The sequence below is a fragment of the Streptomyces sp. NPDC051217 genome (assembly GCF_044455465.1).
In the GTDB taxonomy this organism is placed as follows: Bacteria; Actinomycetota; Actinomycetes; order Streptomycetales; family Streptomycetaceae; genus Streptomyces.
Window position 1 is genome coordinate 301,440 of record NZ_JBITEV010000010.1, and the last position, 16,893, is coordinate 318,332.

The 16,893-nt window shown below is 72.1% G+C and carries 14 protein-coding genes; 10 read left to right on the forward strand and 4 right to left on the reverse strand.

The features are described 5' to 3' along the window. Nucleotides 1-18 precede the first annotated feature (18 nt). The 4 genes from ACIBBB_RS23445 to ACIBBB_RS23460 form a co-directional block, all read right to left on the reverse strand. Nucleotides 19-2,013 carry an FAD/NAD(P)-binding protein gene (locus ACIBBB_RS23445; RefSeq protein ID WP_398984944.1) on the reverse strand — a complete coding sequence of 665 codons (1,995 nt, stop codon included), beginning with the start codon at nucleotides 2,011-2,013 and terminating at the stop codon, nucleotides 19-21. Nucleotides 2,014-2,096: 83 nt separating this feature from the next. Further along, a complete protein-coding gene (locus ACIBBB_RS23450) occupies nucleotides 2,097-3,362 on the reverse strand; it encodes a nucleotide sugar dehydrogenase (protein WP_398984946.1) in 1,266 nt (421 codons plus the stop codon). A gap of 85 nt (nucleotides 3,363-3,447) precedes the next feature. Next, nucleotides 3,448-4,647, reverse strand: coding sequence for a DegT/DnrJ/EryC1/StrS family aminotransferase (locus tag ACIBBB_RS23455; protein WP_398984948.1), 1,200 nt, complete (start codon nucleotides 4,645-4,647; stop codon nucleotides 3,448-3,450). After that, nucleotides 4,644-5,852 (reverse strand): DegT/DnrJ/EryC1/StrS family aminotransferase, encoded by a 1,209-nt coding sequence (locus ACIBBB_RS23460; RefSeq protein ID WP_398984950.1) that lies wholly within the window; start codon nucleotides 5,850-5,852, stop codon nucleotides 4,644-4,646. Before ACIBBB_RS23460 ends, ACIBBB_RS23455 begins: the two co-directional genes overlap by 4 nt. 313 nt (nucleotides 5,853-6,165) lie before the next feature. On the opposite strand from ACIBBB_RS23460, the gene ACIBBB_RS23465 reads away from it, so the two are divergent. The 10 genes from ACIBBB_RS23465 to ACIBBB_RS23510 all read left to right on the forward strand — a co-directional run. Next, nucleotides 6,166-7,125 carry a 4-hydroxy-3-methylbut-2-enyl diphosphate reductase gene (locus tag ACIBBB_RS23465; RefSeq protein WP_398984952.1) on the forward strand — a complete coding sequence of 320 codons (960 nt, stop codon included), beginning with the start codon at nucleotides 6,166-6,168 and terminating at the stop codon, nucleotides 7,123-7,125. Nucleotides 7,126-7,204: 79 nt separating this feature from the next. After that, entirely contained in the window at nucleotides 7,205-8,272 is a 1,068-nt protein-coding gene (locus ACIBBB_RS23470; protein ID WP_398984954.1) for a polyprenyl synthetase family protein, read from the forward strand. A 261-nt stretch (nucleotides 8,273-8,533) separates the two neighbouring features. After that, nucleotides 8,534-9,637: a Gfo/Idh/MocA family oxidoreductase gene (locus tag ACIBBB_RS23475; RefSeq protein ID WP_398984956.1), complete on the forward strand. Its 1,104-nt coding sequence runs from the start codon at nucleotides 8,534-8,536 to the stop codon at nucleotides 9,635-9,637. Next, nucleotides 9,627-10,571: a sugar phosphate isomerase/epimerase family protein gene (locus tag ACIBBB_RS23480; RefSeq protein ID WP_398984958.1), complete on the forward strand. Its 945-nt coding sequence runs from the start codon at nucleotides 9,627-9,629 to the stop codon at nucleotides 10,569-10,571. Before ACIBBB_RS23475 ends, ACIBBB_RS23480 begins: the two co-directional genes overlap by 11 nt. 42 nt (nucleotides 10,572-10,613) lie before the next feature. Continuing rightward, complete coding sequence (locus ACIBBB_RS23485; protein ID WP_398984960.1) at nucleotides 10,614-11,942, forward strand: M20/M25/M40 family metallo-hydrolase; 1,329 nt, start codon at nucleotides 10,614-10,616, stop codon at nucleotides 11,940-11,942. 3 nt (nucleotides 11,943-11,945) lie between these two features. After that, nucleotides 11,946-13,070, forward strand: coding sequence for an Ldh family oxidoreductase (locus ACIBBB_RS23490; RefSeq protein ID WP_398984962.1), 1,125 nt, complete (start codon nucleotides 11,946-11,948; stop codon nucleotides 13,068-13,070). 98 nt (nucleotides 13,071-13,168) lie between these two features. Continuing rightward, entirely contained in the window at nucleotides 13,169-14,092 is a 924-nt protein-coding gene (locus ACIBBB_RS23495; protein ID WP_398984964.1) for a Gfo/Idh/MocA family protein, read from the forward strand. Further along, the gene (locus tag ACIBBB_RS23500; RefSeq protein WP_398984966.1) at nucleotides 14,092-14,577 is read left to right on the forward strand and encodes a DUF6917 domain-containing protein; all 486 of its coding nucleotides are present in this window, start codon (nucleotides 14,092-14,094) and stop codon (nucleotides 14,575-14,577) included. The genes ACIBBB_RS23495 and ACIBBB_RS23500 overlap by 1 nt, the downstream gene beginning before the upstream one ends. Nucleotides 14,578-14,663: 86 nt before the next feature. Beyond that, nucleotides 14,664-16,496, forward strand: coding sequence for a 1-deoxy-D-xylulose-5-phosphate synthase (locus ACIBBB_RS23505; protein ID WP_398984968.1), 1,833 nt, complete (start codon nucleotides 14,664-14,666; stop codon nucleotides 16,494-16,496). Continuing rightward, nucleotides 16,493-16,893: flavodoxin-dependent (E)-4-hydroxy-3-methylbut-2-enyl-diphosphate synthase (locus ACIBBB_RS23510; RefSeq protein WP_398984970.1), on the forward strand; the 401-nt coding region annotated here is incomplete at its 3' end. The genes ACIBBB_RS23505 and ACIBBB_RS23510, both read left to right, overlap by 4 nt.

Genomic DNA, 16,893 nt, shown 5'->3' on the forward strand with positions numbered 1-16,893 from the left:
AGCTCGGCGGAGGTGACTTCAGGTGGTCCGGGATCGCTGATGGTCCTGGACGGGCGGCCGTGGCCGGCCGGCGGGCAGCAGGGCCAGGACGGCCAGGGAGATCGCGTCGGAGTCCCCCAACGTAACGGAGTTCACACCCGGGCGGACACCGGCGGCGGTCGCCCAGTGCACGGATTCGGTCGGCACGCCGTAGGCGAACCGCCGGGGATGGGCACGGCCCCCGGCGTCGACGAGCCGGTACGGCCGGGGGGTGACGGCGAGGCCGCCGGTCTCGTAGGCGCCGAGTCGCGGATCGGCTATCGCGTACGGGCGGCACTGCCCGGTGGCCAGCAGGTCCGTCAGCAGCGGGTCGGTCGTCCGGCGCAGGTCGGGATCGGGCAGGCGGGCCTCGACCAGGGTGGTGACGGTCGTCAGCGAGCCGGGCACGGCGGGCGCCTCGACGGTGAAGACGCCCCGGTCCGGGTCGGTGCCGACGCGCATGCCCGGACCGAGTACGGCCAGTACCCCGGCCTCGATCAGCGCGATCATCTGCTCGATCCGCGCGGCCGGCGGACCGATGGAGAGGAAGGCGTTGAGCGGGGTGTACCAGCGCTCCAGGTCGTCACGGTGCGAGCGGCCGGTGAGTCCGCCGTGGTCCACCACCAGCCGGATCTCGTTGCGCAGGTCCCGCAGCACGTCCAGGGCGGCCTTGAGGGGGCCGTCGACGTTGCCCGCCCCGGACTCGGCGAGGTCCCGGCGCAGGATGTCCAGCAGCCAGTCCCGGTGGTCGGCGACGCCCCGGAAGCCCTGGTCGGCGTGGGGTCCCGCGAGGTGCTTCCAGTCCCAGTGGGCGTCGGGCTCGATGCCGTACGCGTCGAGCAGGTCGGACTCCTCGGCCGACCCCCAGGCCGGTGTCAGATAGCGGGCGGCGAACCGGTCGGCCTCGTGCCCGCCCACGCGCCGCGCGAGCAGCGCCGTGTAGTAGACGGTCTCGACCTCCTTGGCGATCAGCGGCCACAGGTCGCGGCCGAAGTCGAGGCCGCCACCGAGCCGGGCTGCCGTGCGCAGCCGCTCCAGCACGGCCGGAGTGAGGACTCGCGGAAGGTGTCTGCCGTGCGCGCCTTTCTGGTTGCGTCCGCGCGAGTGGTACGGGATGCCGCGCCGGGAGGCGGCGTACAGGCGCGGTTCGCGTCCCGAGGGGCCGTACACGAGCCGGCCGCCCCGGCGGGTGTAGGTGCCGCCGCGGCCGAGCGTGAACAGGGTGAGGTGGTCGAAGAAGTTGAGCCCGAGTCCTCGCAGGGCGACGGCCTCGCCCGGACGGACGGCGGACAGATCGATGTCGGCGGGGTTGGCGGGCGGTACGTACGTCAGGGCGTGCGTCCTTGCGAAGCCGGCCAGTTCGCGTGTCCCGGGGCCGCCGCGGACCGGGAGATGGCCCTGGGCGAGGACGACCGCGTCCAGGTTCTCGATGCGGGAGCCGTCGGCCAGGCTCACGCTCTGCGGCCCGTCCGGCCCGTCCGTGCCGCCTTCCAGCCGTACGGCGCGGCTCCGGTGGACGACGACCCGTACGTGCGCGGGCGCGGTGCGGACGACGTGGCGCAGGACCCACTCCAGGTAGTGGCCGTAGAAGGCGCGGGTCGGGTAGGAGTCCGGGGTGAGGTCGCGGGCCTCGGCGAGGACCTGGTCGTCGTACGCCGCCTCCCCGGGCCCCGCGCCCGCACCCCCGCCGGGCGCCGGTGCCAGCCGGGCCGCCCAGTCGAACAGGCTCGGGCCCGGGGCGAGTTCGCCGTCGATCTCCACGCTCTCGTCGGTGAACAGCGTCACCTGCGAGGCGACGGTGTTCATCAGCAGATGGTGGGACTGGTCGGTGCGCCACACCCCGCCGGCGCCGGGGCGGTGCGGGTCCACCACGTGCACCACGAGGGTGGAGCCGGCCGGCCGGCGACGGCGCGCGTTGACGCAGAGCCGCTCCAGGACCGAGAGGCCACGAGGTCCGCCGCCGACGATGCAGACCTCCAGATGTCCGTCACTCACGTATGTCTCCGTCTCCCGTTGGACTGAGGACTCAGCGATCTCAGCGATCTCGGAGGGCCCCGGACTCGGCGGTCGCGTAGGTCTCAGAGGACTTCGACGGTGGGCCCGGTCTCCAGCCGGTGCCGGCAGTCCAGTACGAAGTCCGAGCTGCGGGCGACGAGTTCGTAGTCGAAGGCGTCGTGGTCGGTCAGCAGCACCACCGCGTCGGCCGCCGTCAGCTCCTGGGCGGAGAAGTCGCAGCGGACCAGCTTGCTGTCCACGGTCACCGCCTCGACCACGTACGGGTCTGCCGCGCGTACGTCGGCGCCCATGCCGAGCAGCAGCTCCGCCACGCGCAGCGCGGGCGATTCGCGCGCGTCGCCGGTGTTCGGCTTGTACGCCAGGCCCAGCAGCAGGACGCGGGATCCCGCGAGCGGCCTGCGGCGGGCGTTGAAGGCGAGCAGCAGCCGCTGGACCACGTGGTCGGGCATGTGCCCGTTGATCTCGTTGGCCAGTTCGACGAATTGGAAGCTGCGGCCGAGTGTCCGCCGTACCCGCCAGGACAAGTACTCCGGGTCGACCGGCAGACAGTGTCCGCCGACGCCGGGGCCGGGGGTGAAGCGCATGAAGCCGAAGGGCTTGGAGGCGGCGGCGTCGAGGGCCTCCCAGACGTCGACGCCGAGTTCGTGCGCGTACATCGCCATCTCGTTGACCAGCGCGATGTTGACGTGCCTGAAGGTGTTCTCGATCAGCTTGGACAGCTCGGCGACCTCGGTCGTGCGCACCGGCACGGTGGTGCTGGTGATGGTGTCGTAGAAGGCCTTGACCGCTACGAGTGACGCCGCGTCGATGCCGGACACCACCTTCGGGGTGTTCTCCAGGCGCCAGGTGGGGTTGCCGGGGTCGATGCGCTCGGGGCTGTAGCCGAGGTGGAAGTCGTCGCCCGCGACGAGGCCGGAGCCCTCCTCCAGCAGCGGGACGAGCAGTTCGACGGTGGTGCCCGGGTACGTGGTGGACTCCAGGACCACGGTCGTGCCGGGGCGCAGCCGGCCGGCCAGGGTGTGGGCGGCCGACTCGATGTAGGAGAGGTCGGGTGCGCCGTCCCGCAGCGGGGTGGGCACGGTGACCACGGCGATGTCGAAGCCGTCGAGGTCGGACGGGTCGGTGGTGGGCAGGTAGGAGCCCTGGTCGAGCAGGACGGTGAGCTGTTCGCCGGGGATGTCCTCGACGTAGGACTCACCGGTCATGAGCCGTTTGACGCGGTCGGTGTCCACGTCGTAGCCGACCACTTGATGGCCGGCCAGCGCGGCTCGGACTGCCAGCGGCAGGCCCACGTACCCCTGCCCGACAACGACGACCTTGCTTTTCACGGTTTCTCCCGTCGGAAGAAGTGGGTCAGGTGGTTGGTGAGGGGTGAGTCGGTCGGTGAGTTGATTCCGGTGTGTGTCACGGTCGTCAGTCGAAGAAGGCGCTGACCACGTCGGCCGTACGCGTCACCTGACTGTCCGTCAGATTCAGACGCAGCGGCAGCGCGAGGTGCCGGGCGCTCGCCAGTTCGGCGCCCGGACGCCGCGCTCGCGCGCCCTCCCCCGCGTACGCGGCGAAGCCGGCCAGCCGTGGCAGCGGGACCGGGTAGTAGACGCGGCTGCCGATGCCGTGCGCGGCGAGGTGCGCGGCCAGCGAGTCGCGGCAGATGGTCTGTACGGCGTAGACGTAGTGGCACCGCCCGTCCTCGCCGGTGGCGGGCGCGATCAGGCCGCGCCCGCGCAGCGCGGCGAAGCGCGCGTTGTAGTGCTCGGCGATGGCCGCGCGCCGGGCGACCATGTCGTCCGCGCGGTGGAGCCGGGCGAGCTGGAAGCCGGCGAGCACCTCGTCGAAGCGGCTGTTGTAGCCCACCTCGTGGTGCACGAACCGCCGCACACCGTCCTGGCCGTGGTTGCGCAACCGCCTTACGAGCGCGGCCAGTTCGGCATCGTCGGAGAGAACGACCGCGCCTTCGCCCGGCATCCCGAACGGCTTGACCGGGAAGAACGAGTAGAGCCCGACGTCCCCCCACGTACCGGCCGCCCGGCCGCCCAGGGTCGCGCCCTGGGCCACCGCCGCGTCCTCGACGACCGCGATCCCGTGGCGCCGCGCGAAGGTCACCATCGCGGGCATGTCGGCCATCGCCGTGAAGGTGTGGGCGGGGACGACGGCGCGGGTGCGCTCCGTCACCCGGCTCTCCGCGTCGGCCGGGTCCATGACCATCGTCACCGGATCGACGTCGGCGAAGACCGGTACCGCGCCGAGGCCGAGCACCGTCGCGGCCAGTGGCTCGGCGCCGAAGGCGGGCACGATCACCTCGTCGCCCGGGACGACGCCGACGGCCCGCAGGGCGAGGGTCAGCGCACCGGTCCCGCTGGCACAGGCGACGGCGTCGCGCACACCCGCGCGGTCGGCCAGGCGCCGCTCCAGCTCGGCGGTGCGGCGGCCGAGGATGAACTTCTGCTCGGGGTCGGTGCCGACCTCGTACAGCACCTCGCGCAGCAGCTCACGCTCGGCGTCGGGGAGCGGGGTGTGGGCGTAGGGGACGGCGGTGCCGTCGGACGGGGAGGCGGGCTCGGTGGACTCCGCCGGGGCGGGCGGGGCTGTCTCGGTGGTCATCTCGGTGGTCATGACGTACTCCCGGTGAAGAAGGAGCGGACCGCGTCGCACACCTGGCCGACCTGCGTGAGGGTCAGCTCCGGGTACAGCGGCAGGGCGACCGTGCGCCCACTGGCCGCCTCGGCGTGCGGGAAGTCCCCTTCGCGATGGCCGAGACGGGCGAAGCACGGCTGGAGATGCAGCGGCAGCGGGTAGTACGTCTCGGTGCCGATGCCGGCCGACGCGAGGTACGAGACGAGGGCGTCACGCCGGTCCGTCTCGATCAGATAGACGTAGAAGACGGGGTCCACCGGCTCACCGCGGTCCACGACCGCCGGCAGGCGGCGGACGCCGGGGATGCCGCGCAGCCGGCGGGTGTACACGTCGGCGAGCACGGCGCGGCGGCGGATGTCGTCGTCCAGCGTGGACAGTTTCGTCAGCAGGGCGGCGGCCTGGAGTTCGTCCATCTTGCTGTTGGTGCCTGCCAGTTCGCCCTGTCGCGCGTACTCGGCGCGGGCCACGGGCGCGGCGTGCGGGGCCCCCGGTGCGGGCAGCGCGGGCCGGCCGTGGTCGCGCAGCCGCTGGACGGTGCCGGCGAGGACATCGTCGTCGGTCAGCACCATGCCCGCGTCGCCGAGCGCCCCCAGCGTCTTGGTGGGGAAGAACGACAGCACGCCGCCCGCCCCGATCAGGCCGGTGTGGCGGCCGTCCAGCCGCATCCCGATGCCCTCGGCGCTGTCCTCCAGGACGAGCAGACCGTGGCGTTCGGCGACGGCGAGCAGCGGGGTCATGTCGGCGGGCTGGCAGAACAGATGCACCGGCATGACGGCCTTGGTGCGCGGCGTGACCGCCGCTTCGAGGACGGCCGGGTCGAGGTGGTAGGTGAGCGGATCGATGTCGGCGAAGACCGGGACCGCGCCGGCGAGCGCCACCGAGCTGGCGGACGCGAAGAAACTGAAGGCCGGCACGATCACCTCGTCGCCGGGTCCGATCCCCGCCGCGCGCAGCAGCAGGACGAGCGCGTCGGTGCCGTTGCCGACGGCGATCGCGTGCCGGGCACCGGTGTAGGCGCGCAGGGCGGCCTCCAACTCGGCGGTCTTCGACCCGTTGGAGTACGTCCCCGATTCGCACACCTCGTCGAGATACGCGCTCAGCCGGGGCCACAGCCGCTCGAAGGATTCCGCCTGTGTGAAGAACGGGACGGTGCTCGCCGGGGCCGGCATCGCCTTGCTGTCCATTTCACTCCACTCGTCTGGGGGTTGATCAGTCCGGCGGAACCCGGTGGTTTCAACAGTTCCCGGCAGTTCACCGCGGTGCGATTCGTGAACGCTCGTTACGTCCGACAGAACGTAGACCGCACGCCGACATCCCTTCGATAGCAATCACCCGGCAACTCATTGACAAATCCGGGTGAAGTCGCAGGCAAGCGCGTACAGGACCCTGCCTATTACCCCCGTGCTCACTTATTGCCGGTCCGGAAAACCTTGACGCGCCTCTTCGGTGTGGCGGACGGTGAAGCCCAATTCCACGGACCGACAGGAGTTTCCAGTCGTGACCGACAAGAAAGTGATCCTCGCCGAACCACGCGGATTCTGCGCGGGGGTGCGCCGGGCGATAGACATCGTCGAGAAGGCATTGGAGGTGCACGGCGCCCCCGTCTATGTGAGGAAAGAAATCGTGCACAACCACTACGTGGTGGGAGTGCTGAAACGACGCGGCGCGATCTTCGTGGACTCCGAGGCGGACGTACCGCCGGGCGCGGTCTGTGTCTTCTCCGCGCACGGAGTGGCCCCGGCGGTCCGCGAGAACGCGAAATCCCGCCGGCTCGACACCATCGACGCGACCTGCCCGCTGGTGTCGAAGGTCCATCAGGAGGCACGGCGCTACGCCCGCGACGGCCGCACCCTGCTGCTGGTGGGCCACGCCGACCACGAGGAGGTCGAGGGCACGTACGGCGAGGCCCCCGACCGTACGGTGATCGTGGAGAGCGTCGAGAGCGCGCGGGAGCTCGACCTGCCGCGCGACACCCCGGTCGCGGTGCTCACCCAGACCACGCTCTCGATGGACGAGACAGCCGGCATCGTCGCCGCGCTGGGCGAGCGCTTCGACGATCTGCGGAGCCCGGCGGACGGCGACATCTGCTACGCGAGCACCAACCGGCAGGTCGCGGTGAAGGAGATCGCCGTACGCAGCGATCTCGTCCTGGTCGTCGGGTCGCGCAACTCCAGCAACTCGGTGCGGATGGTGGAGGTGGCCCTCCTCGAAGGGACCGCCGCCTATCTGGTGCCGGACGTCACGGAGCTCGACGCGAGCTGGCTCGACGGGGTGCGGACGGTCGGTGTGAGCGCCGGCGCCAGCGCGCCCGAGCTGCTGGTCGACCAACTGCTGGAGCGGCTGGACCAGTTGGGTTACCACGACGTGGAGCTGTCCGTCACCACCAAGGAGGACGTCGTCTTCCAGCTGCCGTCGGGCCTCACCCAGGCGCGTCCGTCCGCGTCACCGCAACCGTGAGCTTCGACGCCCTGAGACCGGCGCCGTGAAAGCCGGCGTCCCAAGGACCAGATCCGCCGACACGACAGGAGAAACGCTCATGACCGTCTCACCGCCCGCACCGGCCGTCGGGCACCTCGGGGGCCTCGGGGCCCAGTCCCGCGCGGCCGTCCTGGACCGCACCGAGGAGCGGCTCGATGCCATGCTCGGGGCGGAGCGTTCCCGGTGGGCGGCGGTCGACCCGCGGGCCGCGGTCCCCGTCGACGCCATCGGAGAGCTGATCCGCGCCGGCGGCAAACGGCTGCGGCCCGCGTTCTGCGCGGCCGGATTCCTCGCGGCGGGCGGCGAGTTGTCCGACACCCGCGTGGTGGACGCGGCGGCGGCCATCGAGATGCTGCACGCGTTCGCGCTGATCCACGACGACGTCATCGACGACTCCGGCCTGCGCCGGGGCGCGCCCACGGTCCATGTCCGGCACATCGAGCGGCACCGGGCACGGGGCTGGCAGGGTGAGGCCCGCCGGTACGGCGAGGGGATCGCCGTACTCGCCGGCGACCTGGCCTTCTCCTACGCGGGACAGCTCATCCAGGATCTGCCCGCCGAGGCCCGGCTGGTCTGGGGTCGGCTCGTCAGCGAGATGATCATCGGGCAGCATCTGGATGTCACCGTCGCGGCCGAGTCCCTCCCGGACCCGAAACTGGCCCGGTACATCGCCAACGCCAAGTCCGGCCACTACAGCATCCACCGCCCGCTCGAACTCGGCGCGGCCATCGCGGGCGACTCCACGCCGGCCGCCGCTTTCGAGGCGTACGGCACCGCGCTGGGCGAGGCGTTCCAGCTGCGCGACGACCTCATCGACACGTACGGCGACGCCGAAGCGGTCGGCAAGCCGGTCGGTCTCGACGCCGAACAGCACAAGATGACGCTGCTGGTGAGCCTCGCCGCGCTGCGCGACGCCCGCGTCGGGGAGCTGGTCCAGGCCGCCGAGTGGGACGGCAAGGCCCTGGCCGAGGCGCTGACGAGCAGCGGCGTACGCGCCGAAGTGGAGTGCCGCATCGACGAGTTGGTGGTCCAGGCGCACGATGCGCTGTCGGCAGCCCCCATCAGCGAGGAGTGGAAGCGCGAACTCGCCGACATGGCCACGTCCGTGGCCTACCGCGACCACTGATCCGGCCCGTTCCCTCCCGGAGCCGCCAGGGCGTGTCTCAGGAGTCGCGTCCGGCACACGACACCTGGCACGCAGGCCCGCGGCGTCGTCTTCAGTCGCCCGAGTACGGCCGGTCCCTCCACCACACCGGTCCGCCGCCTCTCGATCGCACGCACCAGCGAGCCATCAGCCGCTCCGCGGCGGGAGTGAGGACCACCCCGCGGGCGGACGACGCTACTTCTGAAACACGCCCTGGATCTCCTCAAGAGCGAAGGTCACGTCATGCTGAACACGTTCATCGTCGGCGGCGGGCGAGCCGGGCTCGGGCTGCACTGGCCGGTGCTGCGCAAACTGCGCGCCCTGCCGGACGCGTCCGGCCTGTGGTCGCCGGACCCGCCCGTGGTCTGGGACGTCCAAGACCTCCGCGAACAGGCCCTGGCCGAAGGGCTGGTACCGGCGGACTCGCTGGCCCACGCCGCCACGCTCGCGGACCCCGAGACCACGGTCGTCCATCTCTGCACCCCGCCGGCCGACCGGTTCACCACGCTCCAGCGGCTGGCCGACCTCGGCTACACCCGCATCGTGGTCGAGAAGCCGATGGCCGTCGGCGTCGCCGGTCTGGAGGCCATCGACACGCTGGCGCGGGTGCGCGGGCTGCGGCTGCGGGTCGTCTCCCCGTGGCTGGCCAGCTCACTCACCCATGAACTGGGTGCGCTGACGCGGTACGGCGCGCTGGGTGAGCTGCGCTCGCTGGCCTTCACCCAGTTCAAGCCGCGGTGGACGCGCACGCTGCGCTCCGACAACCACACCACCGCCTTCGACGTGGAGCTGCCGCACTCGCTCGGTGTCGCCCTGCTGCTCGCGGGGGACGCCCGCGTCGTGGAAGCCGAACTGACGGACATGCGGATCGGCGACACCGTCATCCCCGACATGGGCAGCGCCCGGCTGGCGCTGCGGCACCACAACGGCGTCACCACGGAGATCGTCTCCGACCTCGCCTCGCCGATCCGCGAACGCCGGATCGGGCTGCGGTTCGACACCGGTCATGCCGTCGGCCACTACCCGATCAGCGACGTCGACCACCACGCCAGCCTGACCGTCCACGACGACGCCGCCGGCGGTGCGGCGACACCTCGGCTCCTCTTCGACGACGCGCTCACGAGCTACATCGACCACGCCTACCGCGACTACCGGGCCGGCGTGGACCGGTCGGGCGGCTCGGCCGTCTGGGACGACTACGCGATCGCCCGACGAGTGGTCCAACTGCTCCAGGACGCCTGTCTGTTGGCCACCAGGCGGGGGGACCGCGAGAACTCGCCGGCGCCCCGGCCGCCGCTCACCGGCGTCTCCACCGCGCTCCGGGGCGGGGCCGAGCATGACGGCTGACATCAGATCGGCCGAGGTCCGGGCCTCCGACGCCCGGCCCTCCGACGCCCGGCGCTCCGGCATCCGGCGCTCCGGCATCCGGCTCAGCGGCATCGGCGACGAGGCCGCGCCCGGTCTCGACCGCCAGATCGAGGCGGTGCGGCGGCTCGGCTGGGACAGCGTCGAGCTGCGCTCGGTCGACGGCGTCCCCCTCGCCGATCTCGACGACGCGGCGTTCGACCGGGTGGCCGGCCGCATCGCCGACGCGGGGCTCGGGGTCTCCTGCGTCGACTCCCGGATCGGCAACTGGGCTCGTACGGTCGTCTCCCCGTTCGCCGACGACCTGACGGAGCTGGACCGGCTCGCCGGCCGGTGCGACCGGCTCGGCACCCGCCTGGTGCGCATCATGTCGTACCCCAACGCCGGTCTCCCGGAGGGAGATTGGGAGCGCGAGGTACTCGACCGGGTGCGGCGGCTCGCGGCCCGCGCCGAGGACGCGGGGCTGGTGCTGGTGCACGAGAACTGCGCGGGCTGGGCCGCCACCGACCCGGCGCGCATGCTGCGCCTCCTGGAGGCCGCCGAGGGCCCCGCGCTGCGGCTGCTCTTCGACGTCGGCAACGGCATCGCGTACGGCTACGAGGCGTACGACCTGCTCGCGCACATCGCGCCGTACGTCGCCCATGTGCATGTGAAGGACGGCACGGGCGACACGGGCGCGCAGTTCTACTCGCTTCCCGGCGACGGGGACTGCCGGGTCGTGGACTCGCTGCGGCTGCTGTACGGCCACGGCTACTCCGGTGCCGTGTCGATCGAGCCGCACATCAACATCCGTCCGCACGAGGGGTGGTCGGACCCGTCCGGGGACTACGTGGACGAGTTCGTGGCGTACGGGCAGCGCCTCGAAAGGCTCGTACGCGAGCTGACCGACGGCGACTGGCCGCCGCACCGCCTGTGAGACCCGACGACCAGCTCAGGAATCAAGAGGGGGAGGACCCGTATGACCTACGCACAGCGACCCCGCCGGATCAGCCCGTGCCCCGCCGTCGGGCTGACCGATTCCGACCGGGAACTGCTCCTGCACCTGCTCGCCCTGCGCACCGCGGGACCGCTGGAGACCGGCGGCGCGGAGCCGGTGGAGCTCTGGGAGGCGCAGAGCGCGTACGCGGAGGCGGCGGCCGGACTCGGCTTCCGGGTCGTCCATCACGCCCCCGCCGGGCCCGACGCGCTCACCGGCGCGGACGTGCCCCAGGCGGTGCGCCAGGCCGCCGGCACGATGCCCGGCTTCCTCGACCGCCAGCCGAACATGGTCCTGCGGCTCGGCCCCGAACTGCCGCGCGCGGCCACGGTGATGTTCAACGCGCACCTGGACACCGTCGCGGGCGGCGGCCCCGTCTCCTTCGGCGGATCGCGGTTCCACGGCCGGGGTTCCATCGACGCCAAGGGCCCCGCCGTCGCACTGCTCGCCGGACTGCGGGCCGCCCTCGGGGCCTCCCCCGCGCTCGGCACCGAGGTGGGCGTGCTGATCCAGCTCGTCTCGGGCGAAGAGGGCGGCGCCATGGGCGTGTTCGGCACCAGGGCGCTGGTCGAGCAGGGGTACGTGGGGCGGCTCAACGTGTTCTGCGAGCCGACCGGCTCCCGCGTACTGAGCAGGGCCACCGCCTCCATGACCGCGCGCCTGCGCGTCGACGGCCGCGACGGCATCGACGACGAGCCGGGCGCGGGCCACAACGCCACGGTGCTCCTGGGCTATCTCGCCCAGCACCTCGCCACGGAACTGCCGCCGTACGCGGTCGACGGACAGGTCTGCGTCGCCGGCCTGAGCACCGGCACCATGCACAACAAGGTCTACGGCACGGGCCAGTTGCTGATCAATCTGTCGTACGGCTCCGAGGACACGGGCCGCAAGCTGGAAGCGGCCGTGGACGACGTGCTGCGGTCCGGGGTGGAGCGGTTCCGCGAACGCTTCGCCGACAGCCCGACCTTCGCCACCACGGCACGCGACGCCGCGCGCGTGACCCATCTGGACTGGCTCAAGCGCGGACTGCCAGCCCTGTACGGCGACGACCCGTGGGCCGGGGAGCTGCTGCTCGACCGGGCGGGGCTCGCCCCGTGGCCCGCCGACCTGCCCGCCTTCACCTGCGACGCGATCTGGCTGGCCGGCGTGCCCGGCACCTCCACCGTGGTCTTCGGCCCCGGTGATCTGGGCGCCAACCAGGCCCACGCGGAAGGGGAGTTCGCCGATCTGGCCGACCTCGACCAATACGCGCGGCATATCGCGCGCCTGCTCATCGCCTTCGCACGCGACCGGCTCGACCAGGGGAACTGACCTATGACGACGACCACTCCCGCCACCACCTCCGTACGGGTCGGCCGCACCGAACTGGTGGAGTTCACCGCCGCCGTGTTCCGGCACCACGGCCTGCCCGCCGAGCGGGCCCTGACCGCCGCGCACGCCCTGGTCCACGGCGACCTGACCGGCATCACCTCGCACGGCCTGACCAACCTCACCCGTCTCTATCTGAGGCTCTTCGAGGACGGCCGCTGCGACCCCACCGCCGAGCCCGAGGTGCTGGCCGACCGGGGCGCCGCCGTGCTGCTCGACGCCCACCGCGCGCTCGGCCTCTGGTCGGCGAGCGAGGCCGTGGACCTGGCAGCGGAACGCGCCCTCCAGTACGGCGTCGGGCTCGTCTCCGTACGCGACGCCACGCACCTGGGCTGCGCGGGCGCGCACGCCAAGCGCGCGGCGGACCGCGGGATGATCTGCCTGCTGGTCTCCAACTGCGGTCAGCAGCGCATCATCCGGCCGCCCGGCGGGGTGGCCGCCCTGCTCGGGACCAACCCGCTCGCGTTCGCCGCGCCCGCCGGTCCGCGCCCGCCGCTCGTACTCGACATGAGCACCACCGTCGTCCCGACCGGGCGCGTCCGGGGCGCGGCGCGGGCCGGAGAGCCGATCCCGGAGGGCTGGCTGGAGGACGGGGACGGCCGCCCGGTGACCGATCCGCACGCGCTGGACCGGGGCGACGGCTATCTGAAGTGGCTGGGCGGCGATCCGGCCACCGGCGCGTTCAAGGGGTACGGGCTCGGGCTGCTGGTGGAAGTTCTTGGCGCGGTCCTGCCGGGCGCCGGGCTCGGTCCGGCGCCCGAGGCCTGGTCCGGCCGGGGCAGCCCCAGTGGCCGGGACGACAACATCGGGTTCACCGTGCTGGTCGTGGCGCCGGCGGAGCTGCGTCCCCGGGAGGACTTCGAGGCGCAGGCGGCGGGGATGTTCGACGCGCTGACCGGCTCCCCCGCCGTGGACGAGGACCGACCGGTCCGCTACCCGGGCTGGTTCGAGGCCGAGCGCGCGACGGAGCACGGCAAGAGCGGAGTACCCCTGTCGGCGGCCCTGTTCGAGGAGCTGGCGGCGGTGGCGGCGGAACGGGGCCTGCCGGCGCCGACGGCGCTGGAGCGGTGACCGACCGACGTACCCACGTACGTACAACCCGCCTGACGTACGTACAACCCCCCGCGAACCCCTGGCATCGCCGAGCGTTTCCAAGGAGGACACACACAATGAAACCCCTGCGGACAGGCGTGGTGGGGCTCGGGGTCATCTCCCGGTTCTACCTCGACGCCTTCCCCGGCCTGCCCACGCTCGACCTGGTCGCGGTCTGCGACCTGCGGGAGGAGGCGCTGGCCCCGCACCGCGCGGCCGGGCTGCCCTGCTACCGGGACCACCGGCGGATGCTGGCCGAGGCCGGACTCGACGCGATCGTGGTCAACGTGCCCAACGACGCGCACGCGGCCGTCTGCCGCGACGCGCTGAACGCCGGTGTCGCGGTCTGCGTCGAGAAGCCGCTCGCGCTGGACCTGGCGGAGGGCCGCGCGCTGACCGAACTGGCGGTGCGCGGCGGGTCGGTGCTGTTCACCGCGTTCCACCGGCGCTACAACGACAACGTGCTCGGGCTGCTGCGTTCGCTGCCCGGCCCGGCGTCCGTGGAGTCGGTGACGGTCCGCTATCTGGAGAGGATCGAGGAGCACGTCGGCCAGGACCGGTGGTACCTCGATCCGGAGCGCTGCGGCGGCGGCTGCGTCGCCGACAACGGCCCCAACGCCTTCGACGTGGTGCGGCTGTTCCTCGGCGAGCTGACGGTCGAGTCCGCCGAGGTCGTACGCGACGAGGCGGGCGTCGACCGGCAGGCGCGGGTGGAGCTGCGCTCCGCGGCCGGGGTGCCGGCCACGGTGGAGCTGGACTGGTCGTATCCGCACGGCGAGGCGAAGGACGTCACCGTACGGCTGAAGGACGGCACCGGGCACCACGCGGACATGCTCGCCGGACACCACGCGTTCAAGAGCTCGCTGAGGCATGAATACGTGGGTGTGCTGCGGGAGTTCGAGGAAGCGGTACGCAGCGGTACGGACGCCTCCCGCGCCGGGCTCGCGATGCTGGAGCTGGTCGACGCGACGTACGGCACGGAGCGGGCGGGAGTGGTCTGATGCCGAACAGAACGGCGGACGGTCCCCCGGCACCCGCGCCGATCGCACCCAGCCCGGAGAACGGCGCCAAACGCACGGTCACCGCCGAGGTGGTCAAGGTGCTGCTGCACCGCCGTGCGGACCGCGGGATGCGCATGGAGGAATTCGCCTCCCGCTGCGTACGCCGGGGCGAACTGCACGAACTTGTCACCACCGACCAGCTGGAGACCGAGGAGGGCGCCCGTATCGACCGGGTCGGCTTCCTCGGATTCGTGGAGATCTCGGTGGCCGGGGTGCTGGACCGGGGCGACATCGTCCTCGTCGACGGGGTGCCCATGGGCACCCTCCTGGGCTTCGACGCCTGCCACTTCCCCAACCACTACAACGTACTGATCCACACCGCCTGGACGCTCACCGGTCCCGAGGCCGGACTGCGGCCCGGCTCGCAGGTCAGCTTCCGCTCGCCGGCGTCCACCGACGGCGACGCGGGCCCGGTCCCGCCGTGACGGATCCGTACCACCGTCGCACGGACACGTCACACACGTCACACACGTCGGACACGTCGGACACGTCGGACATGGAGGGTTCAGTCATGGCACTGCTCGACGAGATCGCGGCTCCCCGCGACCTCCGCGGACTTTCACACCCACAGCTCGACCAACTGGCGTCGGAAGTAAGGGAGTTGATGATCGACGCGGTGTGCCGCTCCGGCGGCCACCTCGGGCCCAACCTGGGCGTGGTCGAGCTGACCATCGCGCTGCACCGGGTCTTCGACTCGCCCAGGGACACACTGCTCTGGGACATCGGCCACCAGACGTACGTACAGAAACTGCTGACCGGCCGGCGCACCGCGTTCGGCGGTCTGCGGACGCGCGACGGCTTGTCCGGTTACGCCTCGCGCGCCGAGTCGGAGCACGACGTGATCGAGAACTCGCACGCGTCGACGGCGCTCGGCTACGCGGACGGGCTCGCCCGCGCCCGGGAGCTGAACGGCGACAGCGACCGCGCGGTGGTCGCCGTCATCGGGGACGGGGCGCTGACCGGCGGCCTGGCCTGGGAGGGGCTGAACAACCTGGGCGGCGCGCCGCATCGGCCGGTGATCGTGGTCCTGAACGACAACGAGCGCTCGTACGCGCCGACCGTGGGCGGCCTCGCGGCGCACCTCGGGCGGCTGCGGGCGGCGAAGGACGGCGAGGGGGACGGCGGGGCGCCCGGCGGGAACGTCTTCGAGGAGTTCGGGTTCGGCTACGTGGGACCGGTCGACGGGCACGACATCGCCGCCGTCGAGGACGCGTTGGGCCGTGCGAGGGCCCTGGGCGGACCGGTCGTCGTGCATGTGGTGACGGAGAAGGGGCGCGGCTGGGAGACGGCCGAGACGAACGAGCTGGACCGGTGCCATGTCGTACGGGCGACACCGGCATCGTCGGCGGCGGCTTCGCCTGTCTCGCCGCCCGCTCCCGCCTGGACAGCGGTGTTCTCCGACGAGATGGTACGGATCGGGGCCGCGCGTCCCGATGTCGTGGCGATCACCGCGGCGATGGCGGAACCGGTCGGACTGCTGGAGTTCCAGCGGGAGTTCCCCGCGCGCACGGTCGACGTGGGGATCGCCGAGCAGCACGCGGCGGCTGCCGCCGCCGGCCTGGTGCTCGGCGGGATGCATCCGGTGCTGGCCATCTACGCGACGTTCGGCAACCGCATGATCGACCAGATGGTCACCGACATCGCCCTGCACAACGCCCCCGTCACGCTGGTGATGGACCGCGCGGGCGTGACCGGCGACGACGGCGCCAGCCACAACGGCATGTGGGACCTGACGCTCTTCCAGGCCGTACCCGGCATCCGTATCGCCGCGCCGCGCGACGGTACGCGGCTGCGTGAACTGCTCCGCGAGGCGGTCTCCTGGGACCAGGGGCCGACGGTGCTCCGCTTCCCCAAGGGGTCCACCGGCGCGGACATCCCCGCCATCGACACCACCGACGGCTTCGACGTGCTCCACAACGCGCCGGGCCGCGATCTGCTGATCGTCTCGGTGGGCCCGATGGCGCGGCTCGCGCTGGACGTCGCCCGGCGGCTCGGCGACGCCGGCATCGGGGCGACGGTGGTCGACCCGCGCTGGATCGCGCCGGTCAACCCCACGCTGGTGCGGGCCGCCGCGTACTTCAAGCAGGTGATCACCATCGAGGACAGCGGACGCGTCGGCGGCGTGGGCGCCGCGTTCGCGCAGGCCCTGGGGGACGCCGGAATCGGCACGCCGGTACGGAACTTCGGGCTGCCGCGCGAGTTCCTGGACCACGGGTCGCGGGCCCAGGTCCTCGCCCACTGCGGGCTGACCGCCGACGCCGTCACCGCGGAGGTGCTCGCCCGGACGACCTCGACGTCAGCCGTATCCGGATCCGCTGTCCCGGGAAGGACACTCACCTCATGACCGCCATCGCGCTTGGTATGCCGTCCATTCCGGCGAAGCTCGCCGACCGGAGGGTCAGTCGACAGATCCAGGTCGGTTCGGTGGCTGTCGGTGGGGATGCGCCGGTTTCGGTGCAGTCGATGACGACGACGCGTACGTCGGACATCGGGGCGACGTTGCAGCAGATCGCGGAGCTGACGGCGTCGGGCTGTCAGATCGTGCGGGTGGCGTGTCCGACGCAGGATGATGCGGACGCGCTGGCGACGATCGCGCGGAAGTCGCAGATCCCGGTGATCGCGGACATTCATTTCCAGCCGAAGTACGTGTTCGCGGCGATCGACGCGGGGTGTGCGGCGGTGCGGGTGAATCCGGGGAACATCAAGCAGTTCGACGACAAGGTGAAGGAGATCGCGCGGGC

Bases quoted from the DNA above. Each gene is read 5' to 3' on its own strand.
- ACIBBB_RS23455 (WP_398984948.1), bottom strand. From the start codon at position 4,647: ATGACCACCGAGATGACCACCGAGACAGCCCCGCCCGCCCCGGCGGAG.
- ACIBBB_RS23460 (WP_398984950.1), bottom strand. From the start codon at position 5,852: ATGGACAGCAAGGCGATGCCGGCCCCGGCGAGCACCGTCCCGTTCTTC.
- ACIBBB_RS23470 (WP_398984954.1), top strand. From the start codon at position 7,205: ATGACCGTCTCACCGCCCGCACCGGCCGTCGGGCACCTCGGGGGCCTC.
- ACIBBB_RS23475 (WP_398984956.1), top strand. From the start codon at position 8,534: ATGCTGAACACGTTCATCGTCGGCGGCGGGCGAGCCGGGCTCGGGCTG.
- ACIBBB_RS23480 (WP_398984958.1), top strand. From the start codon at position 9,627: ATGACGGCTGACATCAGATCGGCCGAGGTCCGGGCCTCCGACGCCCGG.
- ACIBBB_RS23485 (WP_398984960.1), top strand. From the start codon at position 10,614: ATGACCTACGCACAGCGACCCCGCCGGATCAGCCCGTGCCCCGCCGTC.
- ACIBBB_RS23490 (WP_398984962.1), top strand. From the start codon at position 11,946: ATGACGACGACCACTCCCGCCACCACCTCCGTACGGGTCGGCCGCACC.
- ACIBBB_RS23495 (WP_398984964.1), top strand. From the start codon at position 13,169: ATGAAACCCCTGCGGACAGGCGTGGTGGGGCTCGGGGTCATCTCCCGG.
- ACIBBB_RS23500 (WP_398984966.1), top strand. From the start codon at position 14,092: ATGCCGAACAGAACGGCGGACGGTCCCCCGGCACCCGCGCCGATCGCA.
- ACIBBB_RS23505 (WP_398984968.1), top strand. From the start codon at position 14,664: ATGGCACTGCTCGACGAGATCGCGGCTCCCCGCGACCTCCGCGGACTT.